The organism is Amaricoccus tamworthensis (assembly GCF_049800875.1).
GTDB classification, from domain to species: domain Bacteria; phylum Pseudomonadota; class Alphaproteobacteria; order Rhodobacterales; family Rhodobacteraceae; genus Amaricoccus; species Amaricoccus tamworthensis.
Genome location: NZ_JBNAFV010000014.1, coordinates 46,937 through 72,297 on the forward strand (window position 1 = coordinate 46,937; position 25,361 = coordinate 72,297).

The 25,361-nt window shown below is 65.4% G+C and carries 16 protein-coding genes; 3 read left to right on the forward strand and 13 right to left on the reverse strand.

Annotated elements, in window-relative coordinates; all coding sequences use genetic code 11:
• Positions 1-2: 2 nt before the first annotated feature.
• Complete coding sequence (locus tag ACP15P_RS17870; RefSeq protein WP_424929833.1) at positions 3-398, reverse strand: RidA family protein; 396 nt, start codon at positions 396-398, stop codon at positions 3-5.
• An 85-nt stretch (positions 399-483) separates the two neighbouring features.
• Here ACP15P_RS17870 and ACP15P_RS17875 point away from each other — a divergent pair, with 85 nt between their 5' ends.
• On the forward strand, positions 484-1,200 hold the full coding sequence (locus ACP15P_RS17875; protein WP_424929834.1) for a helix-turn-helix transcriptional regulator: 717 nt from the start codon (positions 484-486) through the stop codon (positions 1,198-1,200).
• A gap of 118 nt (positions 1,201-1,318) precedes the next feature.
• Entirely contained in the window at positions 1,319-2,290 is a 972-nt protein-coding gene (locus tag ACP15P_RS17880) for a pirin family protein (protein WP_424929835.1), read from the forward strand.
• Positions 2,291-2,310: 20 nt separating this feature from the next.
• On the opposite strand, the gene ACP15P_RS17885 is transcribed toward ACP15P_RS17880, so the two are convergent.
• Together ACP15P_RS17885 and ACP15P_RS17890 are read right to left on the reverse strand one after the other, a co-directional pair.
• On the reverse strand, positions 2,311-4,272 hold the full coding sequence (locus tag ACP15P_RS17885; protein ID WP_424929836.1) for an alpha/beta fold hydrolase: 1,962 nt from the start codon (positions 4,270-4,272) through the stop codon (positions 2,311-2,313).
• A 77-nt stretch (positions 4,273-4,349) separates the two neighbouring features.
• On the reverse strand, positions 4,350-5,180 hold the full coding sequence (locus tag ACP15P_RS17890; protein WP_424929837.1) for an amidohydrolase family protein: 831 nt from the start codon (positions 5,178-5,180) through the stop codon (positions 4,350-4,352).
• A 453-nt stretch (positions 5,181-5,633) separates the two neighbouring features.
• Here ACP15P_RS17890 and ACP15P_RS17895 point away from each other — a divergent pair, with 453 nt between their 5' ends.
• On the forward strand, positions 5,634-7,007 hold the full coding sequence (locus ACP15P_RS17895; protein ID WP_424929838.1) for a sigma-54 interaction domain-containing protein: 1,374 nt from the start codon (positions 5,634-5,636) through the stop codon (positions 7,005-7,007).
• A 2-nt stretch (positions 7,008-7,009) separates the two neighbouring features.
• Here the strand turns inward: ACP15P_RS17895 and ACP15P_RS17900 are convergent, their stop codons facing one another.
• The 10 genes from ACP15P_RS17900 to ACP15P_RS17945 are packed head-to-tail and all read right to left on the reverse strand — an operon-like array spanning position 7,010 to position 25,361.
• Positions 7,010-9,097: an eCIS core domain-containing protein gene (locus tag ACP15P_RS17900; protein ID WP_424929839.1), complete on the reverse strand. Its 2,088-nt coding sequence runs from the start codon at positions 9,095-9,097 to the stop codon at positions 7,010-7,012.
• Positions 9,094-10,839, reverse strand: a complete 1,746-nt coding sequence (locus ACP15P_RS17905) for an eCIS core domain-containing protein (RefSeq protein ID WP_424929840.1) — start codon at positions 10,837-10,839, stop codon at positions 9,094-9,096. The genes ACP15P_RS17900 and ACP15P_RS17905 overlap by 4 nt, the downstream gene beginning before the upstream one ends.
• A 2-nt stretch (positions 10,840-10,841) precedes the next feature.
• Complete coding sequence (locus ACP15P_RS17910; RefSeq protein ID WP_424929841.1) at positions 10,842-15,287, reverse strand: DUF6519 domain-containing protein; 4,446 nt, start codon at positions 15,285-15,287, stop codon at positions 10,842-10,844.
• Positions 15,288-15,300: 13 nt separating this feature from the next.
• Positions 15,301-17,586: a hypothetical protein gene (locus ACP15P_RS17915; protein WP_424929842.1), complete on the reverse strand. Its 2,286-nt coding sequence runs from the start codon at positions 17,584-17,586 to the stop codon at positions 15,301-15,303.
• Positions 17,586-20,390: a hypothetical protein gene (locus ACP15P_RS17920; RefSeq protein ID WP_424929843.1), complete on the reverse strand. Its 2,805-nt coding sequence runs from the start codon at positions 20,388-20,390 to the stop codon at positions 17,586-17,588. Before ACP15P_RS17920 ends, ACP15P_RS17915 begins: the two co-directional genes overlap by 1 nt.
• Positions 20,387-22,873, reverse strand: coding sequence for a baseplate J/gp47 family protein (locus ACP15P_RS17925; RefSeq protein ID WP_424929844.1), 2,487 nt, complete (start codon positions 22,871-22,873; stop codon positions 20,387-20,389). The genes ACP15P_RS17920 and ACP15P_RS17925 overlap by 4 nt, the downstream gene beginning before the upstream one ends.
• Positions 22,873-23,259 carry a GPW/gp25 family protein gene (locus ACP15P_RS17930; RefSeq protein ID WP_424929845.1) on the reverse strand — a complete coding sequence of 129 codons (387 nt, stop codon included), beginning with the start codon at positions 23,257-23,259 and terminating at the stop codon, positions 22,873-22,875. The genes ACP15P_RS17925 and ACP15P_RS17930 overlap by 1 nt, the downstream gene beginning before the upstream one ends.
• A gap of 4 nt (positions 23,260-23,263) precedes the next feature.
• Entirely contained in the window at positions 23,264-23,542 is a 279-nt protein-coding gene (locus ACP15P_RS17935; RefSeq protein WP_424929846.1) for a hypothetical protein, read from the reverse strand.
• Positions 23,542-24,258 carry a phage baseplate assembly protein V gene (locus ACP15P_RS17940; protein WP_424929847.1) on the reverse strand — a complete coding sequence of 239 codons (717 nt, stop codon included), beginning with the start codon at positions 24,256-24,258 and terminating at the stop codon, positions 23,542-23,544. The genes ACP15P_RS17935 and ACP15P_RS17940 overlap by 1 nt, the downstream gene beginning before the upstream one ends.
• A complete protein-coding gene (locus ACP15P_RS17945) occupies positions 24,258-25,361 on the reverse strand; it encodes a contractile injection system protein, VgrG/Pvc8 family (RefSeq protein ID WP_424929848.1) in 1,104 nt (367 codons plus the stop codon). Before ACP15P_RS17945 ends, ACP15P_RS17940 begins: the two co-directional genes overlap by 1 nt.

Consider the following 25,361-nt stretch of genomic DNA (forward strand, 5'->3'; position numbering starts at 1 on the left):
GCTCAGGCCATCGCCGTGGCCTCGATCTCAAAGAGCAGCCCCGGCAAGGCCAGACGGGTGACCCCCAGCAGTGTCATCGGCGGGGCGACCTGATGGGGGCCAAACCTCATCCCCATCAGGTCAAAATTCCTCAGCGCCTCATCCACGTCGAGGGCATAAACCCCAAGCCGGATGACATTGGCCGGGCTCATCCCCGCCTGCGCCAGCACGGCCTCCAGATTGTCGAGCGCCAGCGCCATCTGCGCCCGCATGTCACCAGGGTGCTGCGGCACGCCATCCGCGTCCACCGCCGTCTGCCCGGAACAGATCACCTGGCGCGTCGCGCCGTCGATGATTTCCCCCTGGTTGTAGCCAAGTCCCACCGACCACTGCCAGGGATTCACTGCCGTCCGTTCCATGTCGCAATCTCCTTTTTTTGTTGCTGAAACGGGTATGACGCATAACAGTGCCAAAAACTGGCACCATTTGTGATAGCATGGCCACATGAACATCAGACCCCGACACGACGCCATTGTGCGCAGCCTCCGTCGCAACGGCACCTCGACCATCGACACGCTCGCGTCGGAGGTCGGTGCGTCACGCCGCACCATCCTGCGCGACATCAGCGCGCTGCGCGATGAGGGCTACGTGATCCATTCCGATGTCGGGCGCGGCGGCGGTCTGCAACTCGACCCCCGCTCGGTGCAGACCACCACCCGCCTCTCGGTGCAGGAGGTCTTCGCCCTGCTCATCAGCGTCGCGGCCATGCGCGCGGCCGGAACCCTGCCCTTTTCCGAACTCGCCGACGCGGGCCTCGCCAAAATCGAAAAATCCCTGCCCGCCGACAGGGTCCGGGACCTGCGCGCCTTTCTCGACTGCCTCCATGTTGGACAACTCTCACCACTACAGGACCTCTCCGACATGGGCCGGATGGAGCCCGAACTTCTCCCCGCCTTCGAGGCCGCCTTCCTCGGCCGCCAGCTCATGCGCTTCGACTACCGCGATGCGAAATCCCGCGTCACCCGGCGCGAGGTCGAACCCCAGGCCATGCTCATCCTCCCGCCCCTGTGGTATCTCGTCGCCTGGGACCCAATGCGCGACGGCTTCCGGCACTTCCGCATGGACCGGATCAGCAACCCTGCGGCCATCCCCGACACCAGCTTCCGACGGCGCCACGTGCCGTTCGAGAACGATGTCTGCCCCTACAGCGAGCTGCAATAGTGACCCTCCAGACCCTCGCGGATGTGATCCGAACACCCCACGACCCGATGGCGCGATTTCCGCAATCTTGCTAAACTGAATACCGGATCGACACGCAGGGATTCAGGAAGGACACCGGATGAGCTGGAACCCCAGACAGAACCCCGAATGCCCGCTGAGCAGTGACGGCGCGCTTGAGACGCTGATCATCCCGCGTGCCCGCGACATCGGCGGCTTCGAGGTGCGCCGCGCCCTGCCTTCCCCGAAGCGCCAGATGGTGGGACCCTTCATCTTCTTCGACCAGATGCGCCCGGCCGAGTTCATCACCGATGGCGGCATCGACGTGCGCCCCCACCCGCATATCGGGCTTGGCACCGTGACCTACCTCTACCAGGGCGAGTTCGAACACCGCGACAGTCTCGGCACACACCAGATGATCTACCCCGGCGAGGTCAACTGGATGGTCGCGGGCCGTGGCGTCACCCATTCCGAGCGCACCAGCGCCGAGACCCGCGCCACCCGTCACAGCCTCTTCGGCATCCAGACCTGGATCGCCCTGCCGGAGGACCGCGAGGACATGGCACCCGATTTCGAACACCACAAACAGACCGCCCTGCCCGAGATTGACGACGCGGGCATTGCGGCCCGGCTGATCCTCGGCTCCGCCTTTGGCAAAATGAGCCCCGTCACCATGCAGTCCGAGACCTTCTACCTCGACGTGGTCCTGCAACCCGGCGCCCATTTCCCGCTCCCCGACGACCACGAGGATCGCGGGATTTACGTCACCGAAGGCTCCGTTGAGATCGCGGGCGACAACTTTGAGGCGGGCCGCATGATGGTCTTCCGTCCCGGCGACGCGATCAGTGTCCGCGCCGGCGAAGCGGGCGCACGGCTGATGGCGCTCGGCGGCGCGACCATGAACGAGGGCCGCTACATCTGGTGGAATTTCGTCTCGTCATCCCGCGACCGGATCGAGGAGGCGAAGGAAGCCTGGAAAGCCGCCGACTGGGAAAGCGGCCCCTTCCGCCTCCCGCCCGGCGACGATCAGGAACACATCCCGATCACCCCGGACCTTGAACGCGGCATACCGCGAAACCCCAAAGCGAACTGATCCGAGGCCCCCTCGGCACCCTACTCCGCCGTGGGCCGGATCCAGAACCCGGGCATCGCCGCCGCGCGGCAGCGGTCGTCAATCTCCATCGACGGGTCGTTGATAAACGCAACCCCCATGTCGATCACGCAGGACTGGTAGATCGCCGCCCCGTGCCCCGCCTCCGGAATGATGATCGCCTGCCCGTTCGGCAGCGTCTCAACCGCCGTTTCCGCCCAGCTTGCCGCCGTCTGAATGTCCCAGCCCGACCCGATCGACAGGGTCGGAATGTCGCTCACCACCGGCTCGTGAAACCCCTCACGCTCCACCGGCTCAAACGCCCCGCACATCTCGTAAAACGTCCCAATCTCCGGCGCCCATAAATCGCGCAGCACCGGGAACCGCCCCGTTGCCGTGGTTTCCTCAAACCCCTCGAACGAGTTGTAGGGTATGTCCTCCTGGCAGGCATAGACCGCCAGATGCAGGTTGCCGAGATACTCATGCTCCGGCCGGTCCGCGGCCACGGCAATGATGCGGTAGACCTGCTCCAACTCCTCCCCGTTCATCGCCTCAATGAGGGCCAGCAGCCGTTCGTCATCCTCGAAATGCCGCGCGACAAAGGCCGCCAGGCGCACCTTGCTCCGCCGCCCGGTCTGCAACTCCAGGTAATCCCGCGCAGCCGCCAGCGCGGCCTCCGGGTCCTCCCGCCACGCCCCACCGGCCCGCTGCAACTCCCGGTCAAACAATGCCCCCAGCGGCCCGAGGTCACGGTCCCGCTGCAGCGCCACATGCAATTGTTCCAGTGAATGGTGCAGGGCCATCGACGCGGCCTTCGTCTGATCGGCCTCCGCCATCACCGTCTCCGCCGCCCGCTGCGGATCGCCCTCCAGCTCCGCAATCCGCGCGCGCACCTCTTCCGCCCGCACGTCGCTCAGCGTATCGGGCTGCAACCCGTCGGCCAGCAGAGCGTCCCAGGTCGGCGTCACCCCCTCGCTCAGTTCATACATCAGCGCCGGAATAACCGGGGTCAGGCTCTCCCGCCGATAGGCCCCGTTGCGGACCATAATGGGCGCCAGCACAAACTCGAGCGGCACCGGCTCGCCATTCATCTCCAGCTCCCCCGCCGCGGCCTTCTCCAACACCCCGGTAATCACCCCGCCCAGATCGGGATAGGCGGCGTCACAGGCCGCATCCGCCGCGCACAGGTCGACCACCATCCCGATCGCCTCGTCGAGCGGCGTCGCGATTGTGTCGTAGAGCTTCACATGCGGCGGCGCGACCCCGTCCAGGATCACCGCCCGCAACCCCTCCGGCGCCGAGCGCATCACCTCGAGCGTCAGCTTCGTGCCATAGGAAATGCCGTAGAGGTTGTACGCCTCATACCCCAGCCCGGTCATCACCGCCCGCACGTCCCGCGCGTTTTCCAGCGTGTTGTATTTCGACAGATCAACGTCGCGCGTGCCCAACTCCCCGACACAGCGCTCCGTGAGGCCCGGGCCGTCGCCGATCTCCTCCGTCCCGTATTCCTCAAACTCCGGATCGATCAGCAGGTCGATATGCGCCCGCATCGCCTCGAAACAGGAGGTGCTCGCCCCCGACAGCCCCGCCGCCCGCTGGTCGAACATCACCACGTCGCGGGTCCGCCGGAACGGCTCAAAGAGCTGCGCAAACCCGGCAAAACTCCCCAGAATCCCACCGCCCGGCCCCCCGTGCAGATGCACCAGGGGGTCCGGCGCCGGATAATCCGTGTCCGCCTTCAGCACCGTGAAAAACAGCGGAATGCGCCGCCCCTCCGGCGCCCCGTGATCCTCCGGCACCGAAATGGTCCCACAGACCACCGTCTCGCCCTCAATCTCCTGCGGCAGCAGCGGCCGTGGACAGGGCGCGATCTCCACCGGCAGGGCGGGATCAAATCCCCCCTCAGCCAGTTCCGGGAACCCGCTGGCAACAGGCCCCCCGGCCAGAAGCCCCGCGACGGTGGCAACGATCTGATCGAATGTCATGGCTGGGCTCCCGCTCTGCTGCGTGTCAGCCTAACCGGCAGAGCCGCCTCCAACCAAACCCTTTTCCCCCCGGCCCCTTAAAGCCCGTAGAACCGCTGCGCCGTGCCGCCGAACACCTCTTTCTGCTCCGCCGACGACAGTCCTTCGGTCAGCTCCCAGGCTGTGTCGAGCCAGGTGTCGTACTCCGTGACCATCTCGGCCACCGGCCAGTCGCTGCCCCACATCAGTTTCGACGGCCCGAACGCGTCGAGCACCACATCCGCGAAGGGGCGCAGATCGTCGATTTTCCAGTCCCGTCCGGCCTCCGTCGCCATGCCCGACAGCTTGCAGTACACATTGGGCAGCGCCGCCAGGTTCCGCATCCCCCGCTCCCAGGCCGGATCGGGCAGAGCGCCATTGCCCATGACCGGCTTGGCCACATGGTCCACAACGATCTGCAGCTTCGGAAAACGCTGCGCCACCTCCAGCAGCACCTCCAGATGCCGCGGCTGCACCAGCGCATCGAACCGCAGCCCCACCTCCTCCAGATGCGCGAGGGATTTCAGAACCGGCGGCATCAAGATCCAGTCCGTGTCCTTAATGTCCTGCAACATCGGGCGCAGGCCCTTCAGCGTCGACTTCGCGCGCAGCCTGTCGATCATGGTAATGGAATCCCGCTGATCCAGCCCGACCCAGCCCACCACACCGGCCACAAACTCGGCCTTCGCCGCGATCTGAAGCATGAACTGCGTTTCCGCAATACTGTCAGCCGCCTGCACCAGAACCGTCTTGCTGACACCCCCTTTGACCAGATGCCCCCGCAGATCATCCGGCCCGTAATCCCGGTAAATCCGCCCCAGATCCGGGCTCATCCAAAAATAATCCCCCCGGTCCAGCTTCCAAAAATGCTGATGCGCATCAATAATCATCGTCCACCCTTCCGAACAATTCCGCATACCCTGGACATTTTAGAAAACCTGCCCACCCCGCGTCCACCGGGGCGCTTCAACCATCTACTCTCACAGAAACAAGTCTGTATATAATATTGATATGAATGATAAAATTAATTGTCTTCCTTTCCAAATGCCTCCACTTAACCCAAAATCGCAACAAACCCTCTCAGGTTCCGGCAATTAGTCTACAGTTCCCGGCTCAGCACAACACAAATCGCCACAGGCCGGGACAGCCCACGCTTACGAGACCATTTACACAACGCCGGGAACACGCCTGTTTTCACGAAACTTTTGCCCAAAGCCCAAAACCCACCATCCCGCGCTCCCCCGCCTGAGCAGGGCCATACCCGTAAAGCTACAAAAATGAGCGAAAAACGTGTATAATATAGAGGGGAGCGGATTTGACTTCTCATATTTTGCGGGGGCGGCGTGGCACAGGTTTGTAGCGACCAACCGGTATTTGATATTCTGAATTTTGCTGACTGCGATACGGGAAAAGCGTTTGCGAGAGATGTCGACACCCTGGGCTACGGGACCAGGGTCCATAACGGCGGCACATGGTTGAAACAGGCGGCGTCCCCACGCGGGCCGAAGCTTGTGGTATTGAACGGCCAGCGGGACCCCGGCAATCACGACATACTTGAGAAACTTGGGGCAACGCCCTGGATTTGCGTGGTAAACCGCCGTGGCGGTGACGGCACCGACCGCATGATGCGCGCGGCCACCGACTTCCTCGAAGCCCCCTGGAGCACCAGCGAGCTTGGCGTCCGGCTGGAACATTTTGTGGCCGGATTGAACGCACGCCGCGAGACCGTCCAGGTCTGCCGCGCCGAGGCCGGAATCGTGGGCAACGCCGCCAACTTCACCCGCGTCCTCGACGAGGCCGAACGCATCGCCGCCAGCGCGGCCCCCGTGGTGATCGAGGGCGAAACCGGCACCGGCAAGGAACTCGTCGCCCGTCTCATCAACCGTCTGAGCGGCCGCAGGGGCGCCTTCGTGGCGGTGAACTGCGGCTGCATTCCCTCCGAACTGGTGGAAAACGAACTCTTCGGTCACGAGGCCGGCGCCTTCACCGGAGCCACCTCCGCCCGCACCGGCCTTGTGCAGCAGGCCGATGGCGGCACCCTCTTCCTTGACGAGATCGACACCCTCGGCCCCCGGGCCCAGGTCGCCCTCCTGCGCTTCCTGCAACAGGGCGAGGTGCGCCCCGTTGGCGGCGGCCAGGCGGCCCAGGTGGACGTGCGCATCCTCACCGCCTCGAACCGGCCACTGGCCTCCGTGGTCGCAGCGGGGCAGTTCCGCGAGGACCTGTTCTTCCGCCTCAACGTCCTGGCCCTCACCCTGCCCCCCCTGCGCGAACGCCTGGGCGACGTGACCGAACTGGCGCGCCACTTCATCACCGTCTTTCGAGGCACCTACAACCGCTCCGAAATGGTCCTCTCACCCGATGCGGCCCGCTGGCTCGAACAGCACGACCTGCCCGGCAACGTGAGACAGCTTGAAAACCTCATCCACCGCGCCGTCCTCAACGCACCCGCCGACACGATCAGGCTGGCCGACATCCTGCCCCCCGGCACCACCGCCCCCGCCACGTTCGACACGGCCATGGGCGATTTCGACACGGCCAGATCCCAGGCCCTCGCCCGCTTCGAGCGCCGCTACCTCCAACGCCTCATGGAGGAAAACGGAGGCAACGTCACCGCCGCCGCCGCCCGCGCCGGCAAGGAACGCCGAACCCTCGGCCGCCTCCTCAAAAAACACCGCATCGGCCCCCACTGGGAAACCGGATCACACCCCGGATAGCGTCAGGGGCCAACCCCGTTGCCTCTCCGGATAAAATCAACCAACAAAACGTAGTTCCTGGCAAGCGACGCCGAGACATGCGGCGAGGCCAACATCAGGGCGTGCAGGAGTTTCCGGATCAGCCCCTCGAGGTCCAGAACCCGTATCGCCGCCCTGTCCACCTGGACCTCAGTACCAGGCAGCACGGATGACCCGCCCGAGGGCCCGTCCCATTCGGTCGGATGCCCCGGCCGGGCGGTAATGGAATTGCCGTTTACGTGATCGGCGAGCACCGTGATGCGGTCCTTGACCGCCGCAATGGAATTGATATCCGCGTCATCGGTGTGGCCCGCGGGACTGCTCAGGCTGATGGCCGGGCTAAAATGCCTGTGGATGTGCTGGTATATGTCCTCCCCAAAAAGCCCTGACCAGTTCTGTGTTCTGGCCTCCATGACACTGTTGAACACGTCGATCATCGTCAGACTGGACGAGTCGAGCCATTTGGCCATGCGGGCGAGTGCCTCCTCCACCTTCGGACGTTCACTGCGCCGGAACGCGGAGACATCATCGACGAAATCCGGCTGGATCGTGTTCGGCCCGCCATGGTTCACCTCATGCACGAACAGCGCCAGAATATCCGCGCTGTCGGTCCGCTCGCTCTGCGTGAGGAATTGCACGGTTTTTTCGCCAACATAGAAATCATCCTGCGTACCGGTCCCGCCTGTTCCGAGTCCGGTCGTGCAATGGGAGGCTTCATGAACCAGGGTTATCACCGCATCCTGCATCGTTCCCTCCAAAACGGACTGGCAAATCTTAATATCACAGTCCGAGCTTCCGCCATCGGTCAGCGCATCCGCATCGTCGCACAGATTGTTGCATTGCGTTCCGCAGCGGAACCCGTTCCCCGATACCGGGCCGTCACCAAAATCGGTACGGGACACGCGGCTGATCTGCTCACCAAGGATGCCGTAGTCCGAAATCAGCGCGTCCACATCCGCCCCCGCCCCGAAGAAGCGGGTCACGAGCGCCCGGGTCGAGACATGGGACCGCGGGCTGTCCCGCAACCCCTCAAGCGCCGTGACGGTCGCGGAAACGGCCCCCGTGGCATTGCCAAACGCCGTATGAATGTCGATCGCCGCAGTTGGCGGCGTCGGGCAGCCCGCATGGTATTCCGCAGCGCTTGGAGGACAGGGTGTTTGTGTCGAGGCGGGCGTGTCCTCGACGAGGTCCGCGCGTCGGGCATTCCGATAATCATATCTGTCCTGAAATGATGTCGGATTACCCTGAGCACTTACATTAAGAAGACGGTTTCGGTTAAGGAGGGCAAGGCGAACCTCGTCGGCCCTTTGCAGGGCCAGGTCACCTGGCTCATCGCGGGAGCGAAATCCCTGAACGCGCACATCAGCGACACCAACCGCCGGCATTGGCGGGACAATCCGATCGAGTTTTGTGTGTTCATGCGCATCAATCATGAATGAACCCTGCTCAAAAAATACACTGAGCTGTCGGTCCTCCACCTCATACTGCACCCCCCCAATCTCATCATCCGCCGGAACCCGCTGAACCGAAGCCTGCCCCTGCCGCTGCTGGATCACATGGGTCAGCTCATGGGCGAGCAGGTGATCGCCCCGGCGCGTCCCAGGCGCAAACTCACCCCGCGCGAAGACAATATCGGACCCGCTGGTATAGGCGCGGGCGTTAATCGCCATGGCCGAGGCATGGGCGCCCGGCCCGTCATGGATGCGCACACCACTAAAATCCTGCCCAAACCGCCCCTCAAAGAAACCACGCGACGGTCCCGCCAAAGGCCGCCCCGGACCTGGATGCGGCACGGGCCCTGGCGTCAGACCACCCCCCGCCTCCTTCGCCTGAACCGGCGGCGGCGTGGCGGTCACAGCGCCCGGCGGCCGGTTGGCGAGAATGTCATCGGCAACCCGGTCGGCCTCATTTTCCGCCCGCTTCTCCGCCTGACAGGCCGGACATCCCCCACCACAGGAACAGCCCCCCTCCTTCCGCTGCACCGGACGCACAGCCGCGCGTGGCTTTGGCCGGGCGGCGGGTCCGCCTGGGCTGGCGGTCTGTTTGGCGGATCTGGAATGAACCTGGCTCATTCCGGCTGCTCCTCCGCACCATGCCAGTCGGGCACACGCAGGGCTTTCGGAATCAGATACTCATTCGCGCTGTCGCAGTATCCCGACCAGTCCGGACCGCCAAAATGGGACGGGATACGGCCGCAGGACCGGCAGCCATCAAGAGGAAAAATCGTCCCGTGAGAGATCTGGTTCTGGCTCAAATACAGGAACAGATCGGCGATCAGGTCCCCAACCTCCGCCACCTTCTCCACCAGAACCACCCGAGCCAGAACGGCAATCACGGCGCCCAGGACCGCACCCCCGCCCGCGCCGACCGGTCCGCCAGGTGAGCCCGCGGCACCGCCCTCGATCACCAGCAGCTCAAACAGCAGGTCTCCAAGTTGGTCCATCACCCAGTTGCTGATGGTCTGCGAAAAACAGTCCGCGATGGTCGCGGTGAAAAATCCGACGGTGCGGGCGAAATCCGAACTGTCGTAATTCTCAAACGCCCAGCAGCCGCCATCCGACCCGGTCTCATAGACCAGCTGAAGCCAGTCCCAGAAATTGCAGAGACAGTCCGCAATCTCGATCAAAACAGCCAGCCGCTTGGGAAAAATCCCCGACGCCACCAGCTGCGCGATGGATTCCATCACATCCGCGAGCTTGATGAACTCACACAGGCATTCGGTGACATCGCCCAGAAGCGTCGGGTCGATGTTGAGCACCGTGCGCACAACCCAGGTCTCGAAGTCACCGCACTGAACGGGGTCGGGCGCGGGGGTCTCCCGGTCCTCCTCAACCGGCACCGGCTCCGGCACGGGCGCCGGTTCCGACCTCGGGTCCAGCACCACACTCCGGCGTTCCGCCGCCTCACCAGGAACCCCGCCATGGGAATGCAGCGCCACAACCGCCAGGCCAACATCGCGCAGGATCTGCGCCGCCCGGTTGGCACGCATGCAGGACAGATCCCTGTTGAAATCCGCAGCCCCGTCCTCGCTAGCAAACCCGTGCACGCTGACCGTCGCCGCCGAGCCGAGCAGATCACGGGCGGCACCGCGCAGCCGGTCCTCCTCACCAGGCCGAAAGGTGTCGCAGTTCACATTGAACAGAAACGGCTCCCCAAAGATATCACCGCCCGTGTCGACACAGCCCGGAACATCGCCAATCTCCGACGGCCCACAGAGCCGCTGGATACTCCGCGGCGCGGGAGAAAGCGGCTTCGCCACCCCGCCCGGCACGGCGGGGGCATGACCCTGCTGCACAACATGGGCCACCTCATGGGCGATCAGGTGACGCCCCTCCGCCGCGGCCGGCGCGTATTCCCCAGGCGCGAAGACAATGTCACGCCCCAGTGTCCAGGCCCTCGCGCCCAACTGACGGGCCGACCGCCCCGCCGCCGTATCGTGATGCACCCGCACCCCCGAAAAATCCCGGCCGAAATGCCCACCAAGCGACGCAGCCAGTTCCCGCGGCAAAGCCTCACCCGCGCCCGGATCCGCCAGGGGCACCTCCCCTCCCCCGGCCCCGCCGTCACGGCTCTGCATCGGCTCCTCCTCTGCAGGGGAAAGATCCGGCGCGGCCTTTCGCTGCACGAAGCTGTCCGCTGCGGCCTCCGCCTCATCCTCAAGCCGGCTGGTCTTCGCGCTGCAATCCGGGCAGCCACCGCCACAGGAACACCCCGCCTTCATCTGCACCGGCACCACCGGCCCCCGCGCAACCCGCCGGATCGCGGGCGCGGGCGACCCGCGTGCGTCCTGATACGAACGGGCGGCCCGGATCACCGTTACTCCTCCCGATCCACGTCAGCCTTCATCGCCCGCAACAGAGGCTTGATCCGCCCTGAGGTCGCCGTCAGCCTGCGCCCCGGCACCAGTGTCGGACGTCTGACGTCCGGCCGGGTTGGTCGCAGCGGATCCCTCTCGCGTTCCTCAGGCAGCCTGTCGGAATCGCTCTGAATGCGAATGTCGGGAACCAGAAGCGACGCCCTGCCAAGCTCGAACACCCGACTTGCCACGCTCTCGGCCCCGCGGGTCGGCGGCGTGGCAATGATGGTCGCGCCACGGTCGAAATCCGCGCCACTCCGCTCGATCTCGTCCATGGAGAACCGCATCGCATACTTGCCGTTCCTGTCGGTCGTACCAGGCTGAAGCGCCGTGACCGGACGGCCCCGCGCATCCCCAAGCGCCACCTCCGCCAGCGCAATGCCAACGCCCCGCAGGGTGGTGACACGCCCCTGAAGCACCACAAGCCTGCGGTTGTTGTCGTCGGTTTCCTCCTCCACGATCTCCGGCTTGTCGGCCACAATCTCCTGCGCCGCCCGGATGCGCGTCACGTCACGCCGGATCGTCGCCAGCCGCGCCCGGTTGGCCGCCACGATATCGGCCCGCGCACCTCCGCCGGTCTCAAGCCTCGCGATTTCATTGTCGAGAAGCGCCGCATTGGCGGTCTTGTACTCCACCGCCTCCGTCAGCCTCGCCTGCTGATAGGTGTTCAGCGTCACCAGATTGGCATCGAGCGCCTGGCCATAGACCCGCCCGGCCCCCTCGGGCTCATCAAGATCGTTGATGAACCCCAAATCCTTCAGACCCGCCGTCCCCAAAATCGGGTTCCGCGCCGCACCCGCGGCGGCCGACTGCAACTGGTCACAGAAGGTCGTATCGAAAACCATGTTACCGCCCGACATCAGCTTCGGTGGCGACCCCAGATCAAAGGCATAAATGCAGTGATCCCCCTGGTTCGACGTCGCGGTGTTCATCAGGGTGGTGAGCGACAGCAGCGAAAGCTGAAACGCCGTCTCCGTCGACCGGAACGGCTCCCGGAACCGGTTGCCCGTCGCCCGCGTCGATCCCGCAAACACCAGCGTGTTGAGCATGAACGACCGGTCGCCGGAGACGAGCCCGCCATGCAGCGCGTGGATCTGGTTGGCATCGAGCCCCAGATCCTCCGCCGCCGCCAGCGCCACGGCGATCATCGCCTCACTCTCGGCCCCGAGCGAAATCTGGTTGGAATTCACCAGACACCCGCCGGAGGGCAGGTTGCCCACGCCGCTGAGACTGATCAGCATCAGCGCCCCGGCCATACGGTCCGCGGCCTCCGCACCCGTCCGCTCGGCCGTCAGGTGGTTTGCAATCACCGAAACCGGTCCGGCCGCCATCACCGTCATCGCCCGCCCCATGGGCTGCTGCACCACATTGTCATGCACCCGCAGCGCCGGTTTGACCGTCAGGCTGCCGCGATTGTCATCCGCCCCGAAATCATCCAGCCCGATGGACAGGAAAATCCCGGCAATACCGCTGCGCAGCCCCGTCCGGATCTCCGCCTCGGTCCGCTCAAAGGGACCATTGTCGCGGATCAGGTTGTCGGTAATCTCCACCTGTTCACCGAACAGAATGAAAATCCCGCAGACCGGATCAACATGCCGCCGCCCGTTCGACTCAATCCGGTTGCCCGCAACCGTCACCGTCTCGCACAGGCCAAGGGAAATCCCGCCAAACCCGGACACGCGCGCCGCATCCAGCATCGCGGTGCTGAAGGGCCGACCCAGGTTACGCACAATCCGGTTGTTGCGGATCGTCAGATCATTGACCGGATGCCCCAGCCGTTCCAGCGCCGGGTTAACCGCCGCCGCCCGCGCCACCGAGAAACGCGGCTCATCCGCCCGAACCCTGCGCAGGGTCGGGCTGTCCGGCTGTACCTCCGCGCTGATGCCGAGGACACCGGGCGCGGGTGGAATACCTATTCCGTTCAGGCCCATCTCCGAAATGACATTGTCTTCGATGCGAATGCCATAGAGGAACCCAAGCCGCGGATCGGCCTCCTCCCTCTGGCGGTTCAGCCCGAGGCGCATCCGCACCAGCGACCCCCGTCCGGTGGTGATCCGCCCCAGGATTTCCGCCGTCTCAATTCCAATGCCGGTCGTCACCGGCGAGATCCGGTGCGTGCCCTCCTCCTCGAAAAGCCGGATCGTGAACCCGCCGCTGGCACTGACCTCAAAACTGCGCACCTGCCCCGATGGTGAGCGGATCTGAAAGGTCGTCCCCGACGCCGGGTTGCCGTCCGGGTCGATCGCCTCGCCCTCCACAACCAGGTCGGTCCGCACCAGGGCAACATCCTGGAACACCGGACCGTTCCCGCCGCCATCCCCGCCCTCGACGATGTGGCTGCCACCAAGGGTGATGCCATTGCCCGCACCGCCCAGAATACGGTTGTCGAGCACCCAGGTCCGCACCGTACCGGCGCCGAGCTGAACACCGCCAAGCGCGCGATAGGGCGGCGGCAGATAGGCCGTCAGCGTGAACCCGAACAGAAACTCAACAAACCCGATCAGAAACCCGATATTGGCATAGATGGTTTCCTCGTCGGCGCAGGGATCGTTGGGATCCTCCGGCTCGTCATCGTCCTCCCCGTCATCGGGCGGGCGCGGCGTCACCTCCGCCGGAACCACACCAATGTCATTGTCCTCGATACGGCTGTCCGACGCCGCCAGATAAACCGCCACGCCGGAGCCGTTCCTGTCGATCATGCGGATACGGTTTTCACGGATTGCGATATCACTGCCACCCTCGAACTGCACCGCCCGCACACAGGCAATGATGCGGTTCCCGGCAATGTAAATCTGCCGCAGGGCATCGTCATCGGACGACTCGCCAAAGATCCCCACACCGGAGAGCGTGATGATCTCCATCCCGGTCAGACGGATGTTCTCGCAGTCCGAGACATGAAAAACCGGCTCATCCCTTTGCCCCGGCCGTGGCACGACACGGGTATCCCGCCCGCAGCCCTTGATGGTGATATTGGCCCGCTCATGCAAAACCGCATTGGTCTCGTGCAGTCCAGGCAGCAGGCAGATCCGCCCGCCGGAGGACGGCAGCCGCTCAATGGCCGCCTCGATACTGTCCTCATCCGCATGGGTGCGGCGCCCGTCGCCCACCGTGATGGTGCAGCACGGGCAGGGATCGGTCAGCGGCGGAAAACTGTCGCGGCAGTCACTGATGTCATCCGGTCCCAACTCCTGCGGTGCCGGCCCGGTCCAGGTCAGAATACCCAGCGGCGCGCGGTGATACCGCACCCCCTGCGGCGGCGCATCGGTCGGCCAGACCGAGGGATCAAACCCCTCGCCATCCGCCCGCGCCTGAAACTGCCAGCGGTCCCCAGGGCGGAACGCGCCTTCGGCCGGTGGCGTGAAATCGAGCAGAATGCCGTCATCGACCTCATTCGCGCCAATGAACTCACCGACCGGCGCAACACCGTCCCAAAGCCTGAAAAACCCGTGCTCACCTGGACCCGCAGGCCATGTGCCCACGGCATCGGTGACATTGAGAACACCATCCGAATCCAGCGACACCGTGGCCTCGAATACCACTTCCCAGCACCCAGTCCCCGCCACCTCCGACAGTGCCTGAAGCGTCATGCCGGTGACACCCGCCGCCCGGATCATCGGCAGGTTATGAGTAATCTCAATCGTCTGCTCCACCGCGTCATACCGGCCCCGCCCGACGAGACCGCCGCCATGACGCGACCAGAGGAACCGCTCATTTCCGTCGCGGGGCTGCGTGATCTCAACACAGTAGAGCCGATGCTCCGCCCCGGCATAGCCGCCCCCCGCCTCCACCGGACAGTCACCCGCAATGGCAATGGCCGGGGCCGGTGTGACCGTCAGCCGCCCCAGAGTTGCCGGATCATCGCGCAGATCAATGGTGCGGCAGTCCTCATCCGGCCCCAGCCGCCGCAGACGCAGCCGGTGGCACACCCGCACCCGCGCGGTGGTATCCACCCCGCCAAGCGCCGGTTCCAGCAGGCTCAGGTCCTGAAAGGCACTGACCGAGTCCTCCCAGACCTCCAGAACAACCGCGTCGCGCACATCCGCATCAATGCTGTCCGGCCCCACCGGCTCCTGAAGCGGCGGCGGCAGATACGTGGCCGTGCCGGTAATCTCCCGCCCCGAGATCAGCGGAATGCCCTCGATCCAGGCCCGCCCCGGCGCATAGGTCACCTCAACATCCGTGCCATCCGTGGAGGCCCCGGCAATCCGGAACGACCCGCTGGCCTCCGCCGGAACCGCGACCCGCCCAGGGCCGAAGGCATCGCGCCCCATAAGGTTACGCAAATTGCGGCCGATTTCCTCCGCCGCAAGACCGTCGCGGTCGATACGCACCCGGCCCTGCTGTTCCAGCACGCCGGTAAAGTTGTCCGATGGCCGGTAATCAAACCATGAAAAGTCGCCTTTCATAGTGCTTCCCCCCTCAGGTGACCGTTTTCAGAATCGTGCGCACGCCCACCGGAGTGAACTCGCGCAGCCGGATCCCGAGATTTCTGAATTTGTGACTGTTGAGCTGGTAGCCATAGGCCCCCATCTCGTCGGCCTCCGGACCGTCCTCCAGCACCTCCCGCACCGTCGTGACCCGGTCGAGCTGGCCGTAGCCAGGATTGCCGTGAACCGTCGAGGTAAACGCCACCCGCGCCGCCGGTCCAAACACGCAGGCAAAGTTCTGTGGCAGACGGTCGGCATCCCCCGAAAACCGGCTGAACGACAGGCACCCGGTCTGGTGATCGCGCACCTCGACCCGGTCGCGGAACAGCCCGCCCTGCCCTCTCGCCTCCCGCACGCGCACCCGGCCCAGAACCGTCACGCCGTCAATTTCCGTGCGCGGCCCCCAGGCCAGCGCATCCGCATCCGCCGCGCCAACGGCCAGGCCATCGCCCGCATCCACCATGCTGTTGACCAGCCGCAGCGTGTAACGCGGCCCCATCGCCACCGGCCCGGAGACGCAGTTCTCCATGACCACTTCCGGCAGTTCCTCAAACGCCTCCAGGGTCTCCGCATCGTCAAACCCCAGATCCGGCTCCAGAAACAGCGCGGGCTGATGCGCCGCCAGACTGCCCCCGACCGACCCGTCGAGCAGATGATGCCCCCCCGGATCGAGCGTCACCCCGACAAACGTCAGGCTGTTCACCGCCGCGCGCGTAACAATCGCCTCCGCCACCGGCGCATTGCGCAGCGTCAGGAACGTCCCGTCAAACCGGATATCAAGCCCCGCCACCAGGGCCGCATTCCCTGGCTCCGCAGGGCGCAACCGCAACGGCTGGCGAAACTCCACCACCGGCCTCTGACCCGTCGCCGCCCGTATCCAGAACGGCCGCGCCAGTGTCAGCGTCGGCCCGTCCTCGTCAACAATGTCATCCACATCCGCAAGGTTCACCCGATGCGTCATGGAATCCGCGACCTCAATGATCCGCGGCGGCCCTTCCTCCGACAGCCCCGACAGAGCCGCCCGCAGACCCGTCCCGCCCGGATGCACCGTCACCCGCACCACCTCCGGCTCCGCCAACCCCGGCCAGATCGTCTCCTCAAACCGCCGTCCCACCGGCCAGGCTCCGGTCTCGCCCGGCGCCGCACAGGTATGGGACAGCCGCAACCGGCTTCGTAGCGCCGCCCCTTCCGTCGCATCATCCGCCAGCCCCAGCAGAACCCGCCCATGAACCGGATCGACAACAATCTCCCGCTCGCGCAGCGGCACCCGCAGCCCGTCCTCCCACGCGCAAAGACTGGCCCCCCGCGTGGACCATTCCGTACCCGCGAAAACAGTCCCGGGCAGATGCACCGTCAGCCCCACCGCATCCGCCCCAGGATCGTCCGGCCTGCTGCCCTCGAAAATGTCGACCGCAATGTACTCGTCGCGGTTCCCCGTCGGTTCCTCCTCCTCCAGCCGCGCGGCGGGCATCGGCCCAGGCGTCCGGTCCGGCACCGAAAAATCCGGCGGCTCGGCACCGGGATTGTAGCGGAAGGTGTTGAAAAGCCGCATCTCCCGCCCCAGCGGATCAACCGTGTACCGCGCGGCAAACCGGGCCTCCCCCGCCTCCGGCGCAACCTGCTCCACCGTCGCCACCTCAAAGGGCCGTGCCACCGGAACCAGGTGACCCCGCAACCGCCAGACAAACAGCGCCAGATTGGGCAGGTTCACCCGCGCCGTCGTCCCGTCAAGCGGCCTCAGATCCGCGTTGCGCGCAAACCCGTCAAAGGCCCCGCCCAGGAAACCCAGCACGCCCGGATCGCGCAAATTGACCGTGCCATGCCGCACCGGATCGGCAATGTGACGGTCCAGCGCCCCCGGTGGCACCCCGCCCGCATCCGGCCTCTGGTGGTTGAGGTGCTGGTTCCACACCATCCGCTCGCGCAGTTCCACCGCATGCGCCGCCCAGCCGGTCAGGTTGAACGCCAGCGACTCCAGAGCCCCCGGCGTCCCGCACCGCCGCCGCAGATGCACCGTCCGCGCCACATCCGCCCGGATCGTCCAGGGATCGCCCTTCAGATGCGTCACGCCCAGCATGTCGCCCAGATACGGCACCATCCAGTCGGAACAGGTCTCAATGAAATGATCGTGGTAGAGCGTCTCGACATGATCATCGAGCGCCTCCAGGATCTCGTCCATCAACCCGATATAGGCCTCAAACTGCCCATACCGGGACGGGTCCGCATCGCGGGTCCGGTAGATCTCCGGCAGGCGGTCGAAAAGACGGTCACGGGTCATCACACACACTCCGCATCTGTTTGGGCGGAAGAGAGCGACAGAACCAGGTGCGCCGATGACAGGGCCAGAACCTCCGACACCCCGGCCAGAATGCGCGCATGCACCCGGTCCGTTTTCGGGAGCGCGATCCGTGCCGGATCATCCTCATCCGCCGGCAGTCTGACAAACGCCTTCGGTGTCACATGCACGACCCCCTCCACCGACTGGGCCGCCGCAATTGCCTGCGAGACATGCACATCCTGCCCAAACCCGCGCGCCGACAGCGAAAACAGCCCCGGCGCTGAGCCCGCGTCACCCTCCAGAGGCAAAACACCCAGCGCATCCGCCACCGCGGCCTCGATATCCGTCGCCCGAAATGCCGGATCGGTTCCAATGACCAGCGACAGGGACAGATACCGCCGCCGTCCGCCGATCACCTCAAGCGCATGGCGCCCCGCCCCCCGGCACCGGTCCGCATGGCGCAGTGCCGCCGCGACCGCGCCCAACGCCTCCGGGCTCTCATCCGCCGTCAGCACCGTCACCGAGAGACCAGGCCGGTCGCCCGTGCGCGCAAACACCGCGCCCGCCTTCAAAACACCTGGAATGGCCAGAGCCTCCGTCTCATAGTCCGCCAGCGAAACAATCCGGCCCAGCCCCTGCATCCGCCCCGGCGCCGCCAGCCGCGCGGTATCCATCGTCTCCGGGTCACATCCACCGGTCGCGGGTCCAGGCATCTCCACCGAGGTCAGCGGCTTCAGCCGGGTCTTGCCCTTCGGCTCCTGGTCCACGGCCAGATCCCCATGCGCGCCCTGCCCGACGCGATAGTCCGCCGTGACATTGCCCTGACCGGACGGCAGCCGCGCGCCATTGATCCCGTCGCCGAACTGCACGACATCCTGCCCGTCCACGCGGCGCAGCACGTAAACCTGCGCCGTCGCAGCCCGGTCGAAAAACGTGTCCACGGCCTGCCACAGCCGCCCGCCCACGCGTATTTCCAGCGCGGCGCGCCAGGGCGGGGAAATCCCCGCATCCGCATGAAAGGTCAGCGGCGCTTTCGGCAGCACAAATGTCTGAAAGATCTCCGCCGCATTGCCCGAACCAATTACGGCCCCGCTCTGGCTCGCGCCTTCCGAGGCCGCGACCAGATTGCCGTAAACCGTGACCGTCGGGTCCGTTTCGGAAAACCCGCCCGGCCCCTCCTGCGGCGCGGTGCCAAGCACGATCGGCCACATCCGCCTGTCCCCGGTTGGACCCTTCGCGGCCTCAAGCTCCGGCTGCTCCGCCGCCACCACAATGTCCTGAGGCGCCTCCCCGCCACCGGCGAGCAGAATGCGCCGCCCCGCCAGGCTGCGCGCCTCCTCACGAGTGCCAAAAAAATTCACCCTTCCATCCGCCGCCGAGGGTTTCTGAACCGGCGGCGCCCCAAGAACCATCGTCTCGCCCAGCACCTCGTGAAACCGCAACCGGCGAATGTCCTGCATCTCCGGCTCCGCCGCCTCCGGCCCATCGTCGAGATAGCCGGTAAACAGCGCCTCCTGCATCGCCGGAAGAAATCCGGACATGTCGAGCATTGCCATCTCCGCAATCTCTTCGGAGGCCACGGCACCGGTTTTCAGAACCGCCGTCACACCCGCCTCCCCCACCGGTTTGTCGAACCCGGCAATGTTCAGCGCCTCCGCATAAACGCCCTCCACCACCGCCTCATCCGCGTCCCGCACCGAGCCCAGCCTGCGGTTGAGCAGCAACAGTGTGACCGGCGCCGAATTCGCCGCCCAGACCACGTCGCGCGGCACAACCTTTTCAATCCGCCGCAGCAGCACAAAATCCCGCGCCACCGGTCCGGTCACACGCCCCGTACAGATCACCCGGCTGCCCGGCGAGAGATCATCAATCTCACTGTCGAGCGGCATCTGCCGCCGCCCCAGCGCGGAATAGTTCGGCCGCCCCCGCGTCGTCCCTTTCGTCCTGCGCAGGAAGTCACTGGAATGGATGCGGCTGAGCGGCGGGTCCTCCCGGAAGGTCGAAAACTGTCGCGGCGCATCGGCGCCGAAATGGCGGAAGGTTCGCCCAATGCGAAACGCGCTCACCTCCGCCGGATGGTTTTCCCGCACCGCGCCATCAAGGTGCAGCGTCACCCGGTCGAGATGCTCACTCACCTCCGCCACGGTCAAAATCTCATACGGGTCATGCGGTCCCGACCGCAGCAAAATCCGGTCCCCCGCCTCAATCCCGTGCTCAAGCCGCCGCTCCAGCCGGGTCGAATTGCCCAGCCGCAGAATATCGAGCGATGTCTTCCCCTTAACCGGCTGCGGCCCTTTGCGACGCCGGTAAAAATGGAACGCGTTCAGGCCAGGAAACGCCTCAATCGCCGCATCACTCTCAAAATCCGACGGTTTGTCAAAACCCTCCAACTGCGCCTGAAACGCAAACCCGGCCGGCACGGTAACCCGCTCCTTCACGGAGAGCGCAAACACCGCATGCCCGCCCAGGCCCGGCGCGGGCCGATACCCGGTGAGGGCCACAAGATCGAACAGACTGTCCTGCCACACCGCCGTGGGCAGCCGCGTCTCGTTGGCATACACCTCCTGATAGAAACTCAGGATATCCCCCACCAGCGCCGTCCCTTCCAGCAGGGCAATCCCCGGATCATCCGCGCCCAGATGCGTCCACCCCGCCAGTTCCGGGGTCTTGACCAGCCGGTCGAGCATATGCGCCCGCATGGTCGCGTAGTCGCCAATCCGGTAGCGAAACCGGCCCAGCCCCGGCCGGTTGTAAATCTCCATCGGAAACCGCGGCGGCCGGTCGCAATCATGTTCACAGCTCATCGCCGCCCCCCTTTCACCACAATCGTCATGCGCCCCAATTCAAGCGCGTTGGGATCATTCGCCACCCGGATGATCTGGTTCGGTCCAACCTCAATCTTCTGCGCCTCCGGTATGGGCAGATCCTGCGGCTCCACCACCACAACACTCTCCGACGGCCCCCCGGCCTGGTCCCAGGGCCGCATGCCAACACGGGTCACCCGGTCCACGCCCTCCACCTCCAGCGCCCGTCCGATGATCGCGCTGGCATAAAGGCTCTGACCAAAACTCCAGAGATCGGGATGGAAAAACCCACGGCCTCCGGACCCGGTCCAGGTCTCCGAAAACGCCTCCTCCAGATCAAACCGCAGATCCTCGCGCCAGAACCGCGGCTTCGCGCAGACCTCCAGAAGGATATCCAGCGATACAAAGTCCGGCGGCCGGATCTCCAAATCCTCACCAATCAGACGAACGCTGTTGAGATGCGCGGAGGCCTCCGCAATCTCCTCCGCCCCAAGCTCAAACCCGCCCACCGGATCGAGTGTCACCACTACGGTCCGCCAGCTTCCGGTCCAGGCATGGGCCGCCGCCGCCCGCTGCACGAAGGGCAGCTCCTCCGCGCGCCTGCGGTAGTCGTTGAGCGTAACCGCCCGCAACTGGCGGCTGCGATAGGCCTCCGGAGCGCGACGGCGGATGACCTCCGGCGTCTCCGGCAACCGCCCGTTGGTCAGATCGAACGGGTTCCACACCCGCGTGACACCCGGGAACATCCCGCTGTCGAAACCCGAAATGGCATCGGCCCCCACATTCCCGTCCGGCCCCGTCCCGGTCAGATACCAGGCCGCAACAAACGTCCCAGGCGGCGGCGCGGCGCCGTTGATCCCGTTGCCAAACCGTATGGCACTGCGTCCCAGCTCATCCGCCTCGACAATGAAATCCGCACTCTCCCCCCGGCTCTGCACGAGATCGGTCTGTTCATGCCACCCCGGCATCCCCTCGACATCGACCTGCAGCGTGCTGCGCGGCGGCACCTCCCCGCCCGGCGGCGTGTCCCGCCAGGCCAGCGGCCCCTCCGGCAGGACGCAAAGCCTCCCCCAGGGCGTCGTGGCATATGTCGTCTCACTGATCCGCCCAAACGGAAACGCCGCCCGAAAACCGTCGCGGACCAGATCAAGCTCCGCCGCCAGCGCCGCATCCATCGCCCGCTCCGGATCATTGAACAGCGTCAGATTGGGAAACCCGTGCACCACCGGCACCGTGTTGCCATGGAACAGACTGACGCCCCCAACCGGACCCTCGCCCGGACAGCGCGTCACAAAACAAAACCGCTCGGGCAGCGCATCCTCCCCCCGCCACGTCACCCGCACCATCCAGACACCCTCCGCCGGATCGGGCCGCACCACCGCATCCGTCAGCCGCAGCATCCGCCGCTGCCGCATATCCCGCCCCGCAGGCCGCCCCGTCTCCGGATTGAGCGCCTCCTCAATCAGAAGCGGCCGGTCCATCCCCATCAGCAGATCGCGCAAATCCTCCGCCTGCGCCTGCGTCATCTCCGCCCCCGGCTGGGTCAGGTCCGCCTCCGTCGATCCATCCTCGAGCGCCCCAACCAGATTGCCCCAGGTGTAAAGCTCCAGGGCGTTCAGCTCCGGATGCAGCACCGTTGCCTCCTCCGGATCGACCGGCTCATGCACGAACACCTCGCCCCGCGTCGACCGCCCGGTCCAGCAGGTGAAATGCGCGGGCAGCTCCACCTCCTGCGACACCTCAAGCGCCGCCCAGGACGACGCCTGATTGCCCTGATGCACGTGATAATCCATCAGCCGCGCATGCCGCGTCAGCGACAGCCGTTTACGCGCCCGCGGAAAATACGCCTCATTGACCACCCGGTCCTGCTTATCGGCAATCTCATCCCCCCGCGCCGCCAGCAGGTTGATGATCACCATGTCCAGATCCGCCTCACTCGTCGGCTGCCAGCCTGGCACCCTCTCGGCCATGGCGTTGATCAGCATGTGCTTGAACGAGTGATAATCCCGCGCGAGGTAATCAATGACCGGCACCTCGCCCGGCTCCGGCACGGGCTTTTTCGCCCTGCGGCAGTCGAGATTGAAACAGCCGGGCCTGAATTTAAAATCAATCCCGGCAAACACCGGATCGAAATCCCCGCGCAGCGCCGTCAGCCGGTAGGTCGAATAATCCCCGACCGGCGCCACGGTAAGCTCCAGCGACCGCGGCCCGGCGGCCTGAATGTCATGCACCTGCACCTCGCCGGGCTCAACTCCGCCCCGCCGCCGGTGTCCGCCGCTGATGTCAAAAATCCGGTGGGCCGCCAGCCCCCCGGCAAATTCCGCCAGGATCTCCGCAATCCCGACCTCATTCAAAAACTCCGCCGTCAGAACCGCATTCGGCAGATCGCTTTTCAGATCGACAAACACCAGGTCAAAGCCGTTGAACCCGTTGAGATCACGGGCCCGGTCGCGCAGCTCCTCGTCATTCAGGATCTCGGCCATCACACGTCCCCGCTGGTTGAGAGGTCATGCTCAAACCGCAGCCGCGTCGTTTCCGCCGACCCAAGTACCTGATAGGCCAGGTCAACCGACAGGATGCCGCCATCCACGGCGGTCTCCAGCTGGCGCACCACCAGCCGCGTGCCGAGATAATGGTTGAGAGCCCGCGTCAGCCGCGCCCGCGCCAGCGCCGCCGTCACCTCGCTGTTGGCCTCAAACACCAGCCGCTTGAGCCCACCGCCAAACAGCGGCTGGAACAGCCGTTCCCCCGGATCGGTCAGCAGAAGCTGGATCACCTCCTCCTTCACATGCCCGTTCAGCCCGTCCGGAGCCATGGGGCGTCCATCATCGCCGATGGTGAAGGGAAATTTCAGATGTCGTCCCGCCATGCGCTTAATCCCACTCAAAATTCAGTTCATGGGCGTGTTCGGTCCCCTCGCCACCGGCCTCCTCCTCGGTGGTCCCGATGTCGGAGCGGTGGTCGTGCAGATAGGCAAGCAGCCCACGGGCAATCGCCACGAACATCATCCGCCTGTCCCGCACCGCCTCGGCCGTGTCGGGCAGCTCAATATCCCGGTGGCTATTCCACAGGCTCTTGAACTCCAGGTCGATCGCATCGGCCAGCGTGTCGGTCGCCTCATTGGTTACGGATCCCGCGTTCAGTTTTGCCATCAGTCCGTTTTCACCTTCATGCTGAGCAGGGCCGGGGTCGGCGGCGTCTGCGGTGAAACCGGCGGCGCCGGCGTGACAGGGATGCCAAGCACGGTCTCCCCCGGATGAATGTGCGAATTGAAAATGGTCACGAGCTGGTTGAGATAGGTCACCAGGTCATCGCCATAGACCACCGGATGCCGCGCCCCGTCGCCCAGTTCGACCTGCGGAGCCTCGACCACGACCTTTGAGTTGGCCTTCACCTCTATCCTGCCGTCCCGGCTGGTCAGCGTCATTTTGCTGGTACCGGAACCATCTGAAATCACAATGGTTTCCTGATCGTCATCGAGCGCGATGTGCATCCCGCTGAACGTCTTGATAACCGTCGTCACCTGTTCACCCTGACGGCCCTCCTCAGGATCGGGAGCATCGCCACGCGGCCACCATCCCCCGGACCAGATCGGATACCGGATGTCACCGGCCTCGAACTCGATCCACACGGCCGCATCCACCGGCGGCACCGCGAAAAATCCAACATCCGGGCCGGTGAAGGGCGCGCAGGGCAGCGCCCAGGGCAGTTCCCCGTCCTGCATCACACCCGGCACCCGCGCGCGGATGCGCCCCATGTTTTCGGGGTCGTTCACATCCGTGACGATCCCGCGCCGCTTGCCATGGACACGCGCCTGCTGGTCCTCGATGAACCCGGCCACCAGACGCTCAAACGACAGCCCGCGCATCACACCACCCCTCCCAACGGTCCCAAACCGCCAGCCGCCGAAACGCCGTTCCGGCGCAGGGTAAAGGCCTGGGTATAGGCCTCGTCACGCAGGGAATGGGTAACCTCGCTGATCAGGTAAAACCCGCCCAGAACCGCACCGGCCCCCGCCACCGCCACAACCTGATAGGGCCGGAGCACACCGGGATAGATCTCTGCCGAAACCTCCCCCTGACCGGACCAGGCCCAGGCACCCCGGTCCACGGTCGCCTGAACCTGGGCGTCCAGCTCCGTGCCATCGCCGTGGCTCTCCACGAACACCTCGCCCGGATCCACCACGTCGCCTGCGGGCGTGTCCCCCAGGGTCGCCGTGGCCGAAGTCTCAAATGCGGCCTCCAGTTCGGAGAGATCGGCGGGATCGATACTGCTCCCCCGCGCCTTCACCGGCGAGAGGGCATCAAGCTCCAGCGTCAGTTTGTTGAGGTTGCGCTCGGCACCGCTCAGCACAAGTTCCGGCAGGCCACTCTCCGCCGTCGGCAGGAACCGGAACCTGCCAATGGAGGTGCCAGGCTCCGCGCCCGGCTCGACATTCACCACCATGTTGGCCTCACGGGCCAGCCGGCGCAGCAACCCAAAATCCGTACCGTGCTGGGTCACCACACGCTCAAGGCTCGGCGCCCCGACACCACTGGATTCCGTCTCGGCCGTCAGCCCGTACTCGGAGAATATCTGTTCCGCGATATCCTCCGGCGCCATGTCCTCAAACAGCCGCGCCCGGTCGGTGCGGTTCATCATGGCGCTCTCGTCATTGACCACGATCACCGAACGGCTCTCATTCGGGCCACCGCCCATCTCGAACCGCTGCGCCACCACCCGGCCCTCGATCAGCGGCACGAAATCGCCTTTCCCGACCTGGACCTCCACCCGGACCTGGTTGAGCGGCGTAATCGCGTCGTCCTGAACCCAGGGCCAGTCACCCGCGCGGTCCTGCGCCATCGGAACCGTAATCCGTGCCTCGGTCACCATGTCGATGGCCTGATCGACACGGATCTCCTCGATCAGCGCCAGGCGATCCCCGTCCGCGGGGCTGCCTCCAAACCAGACACGGAACCGCGACACAGCCAT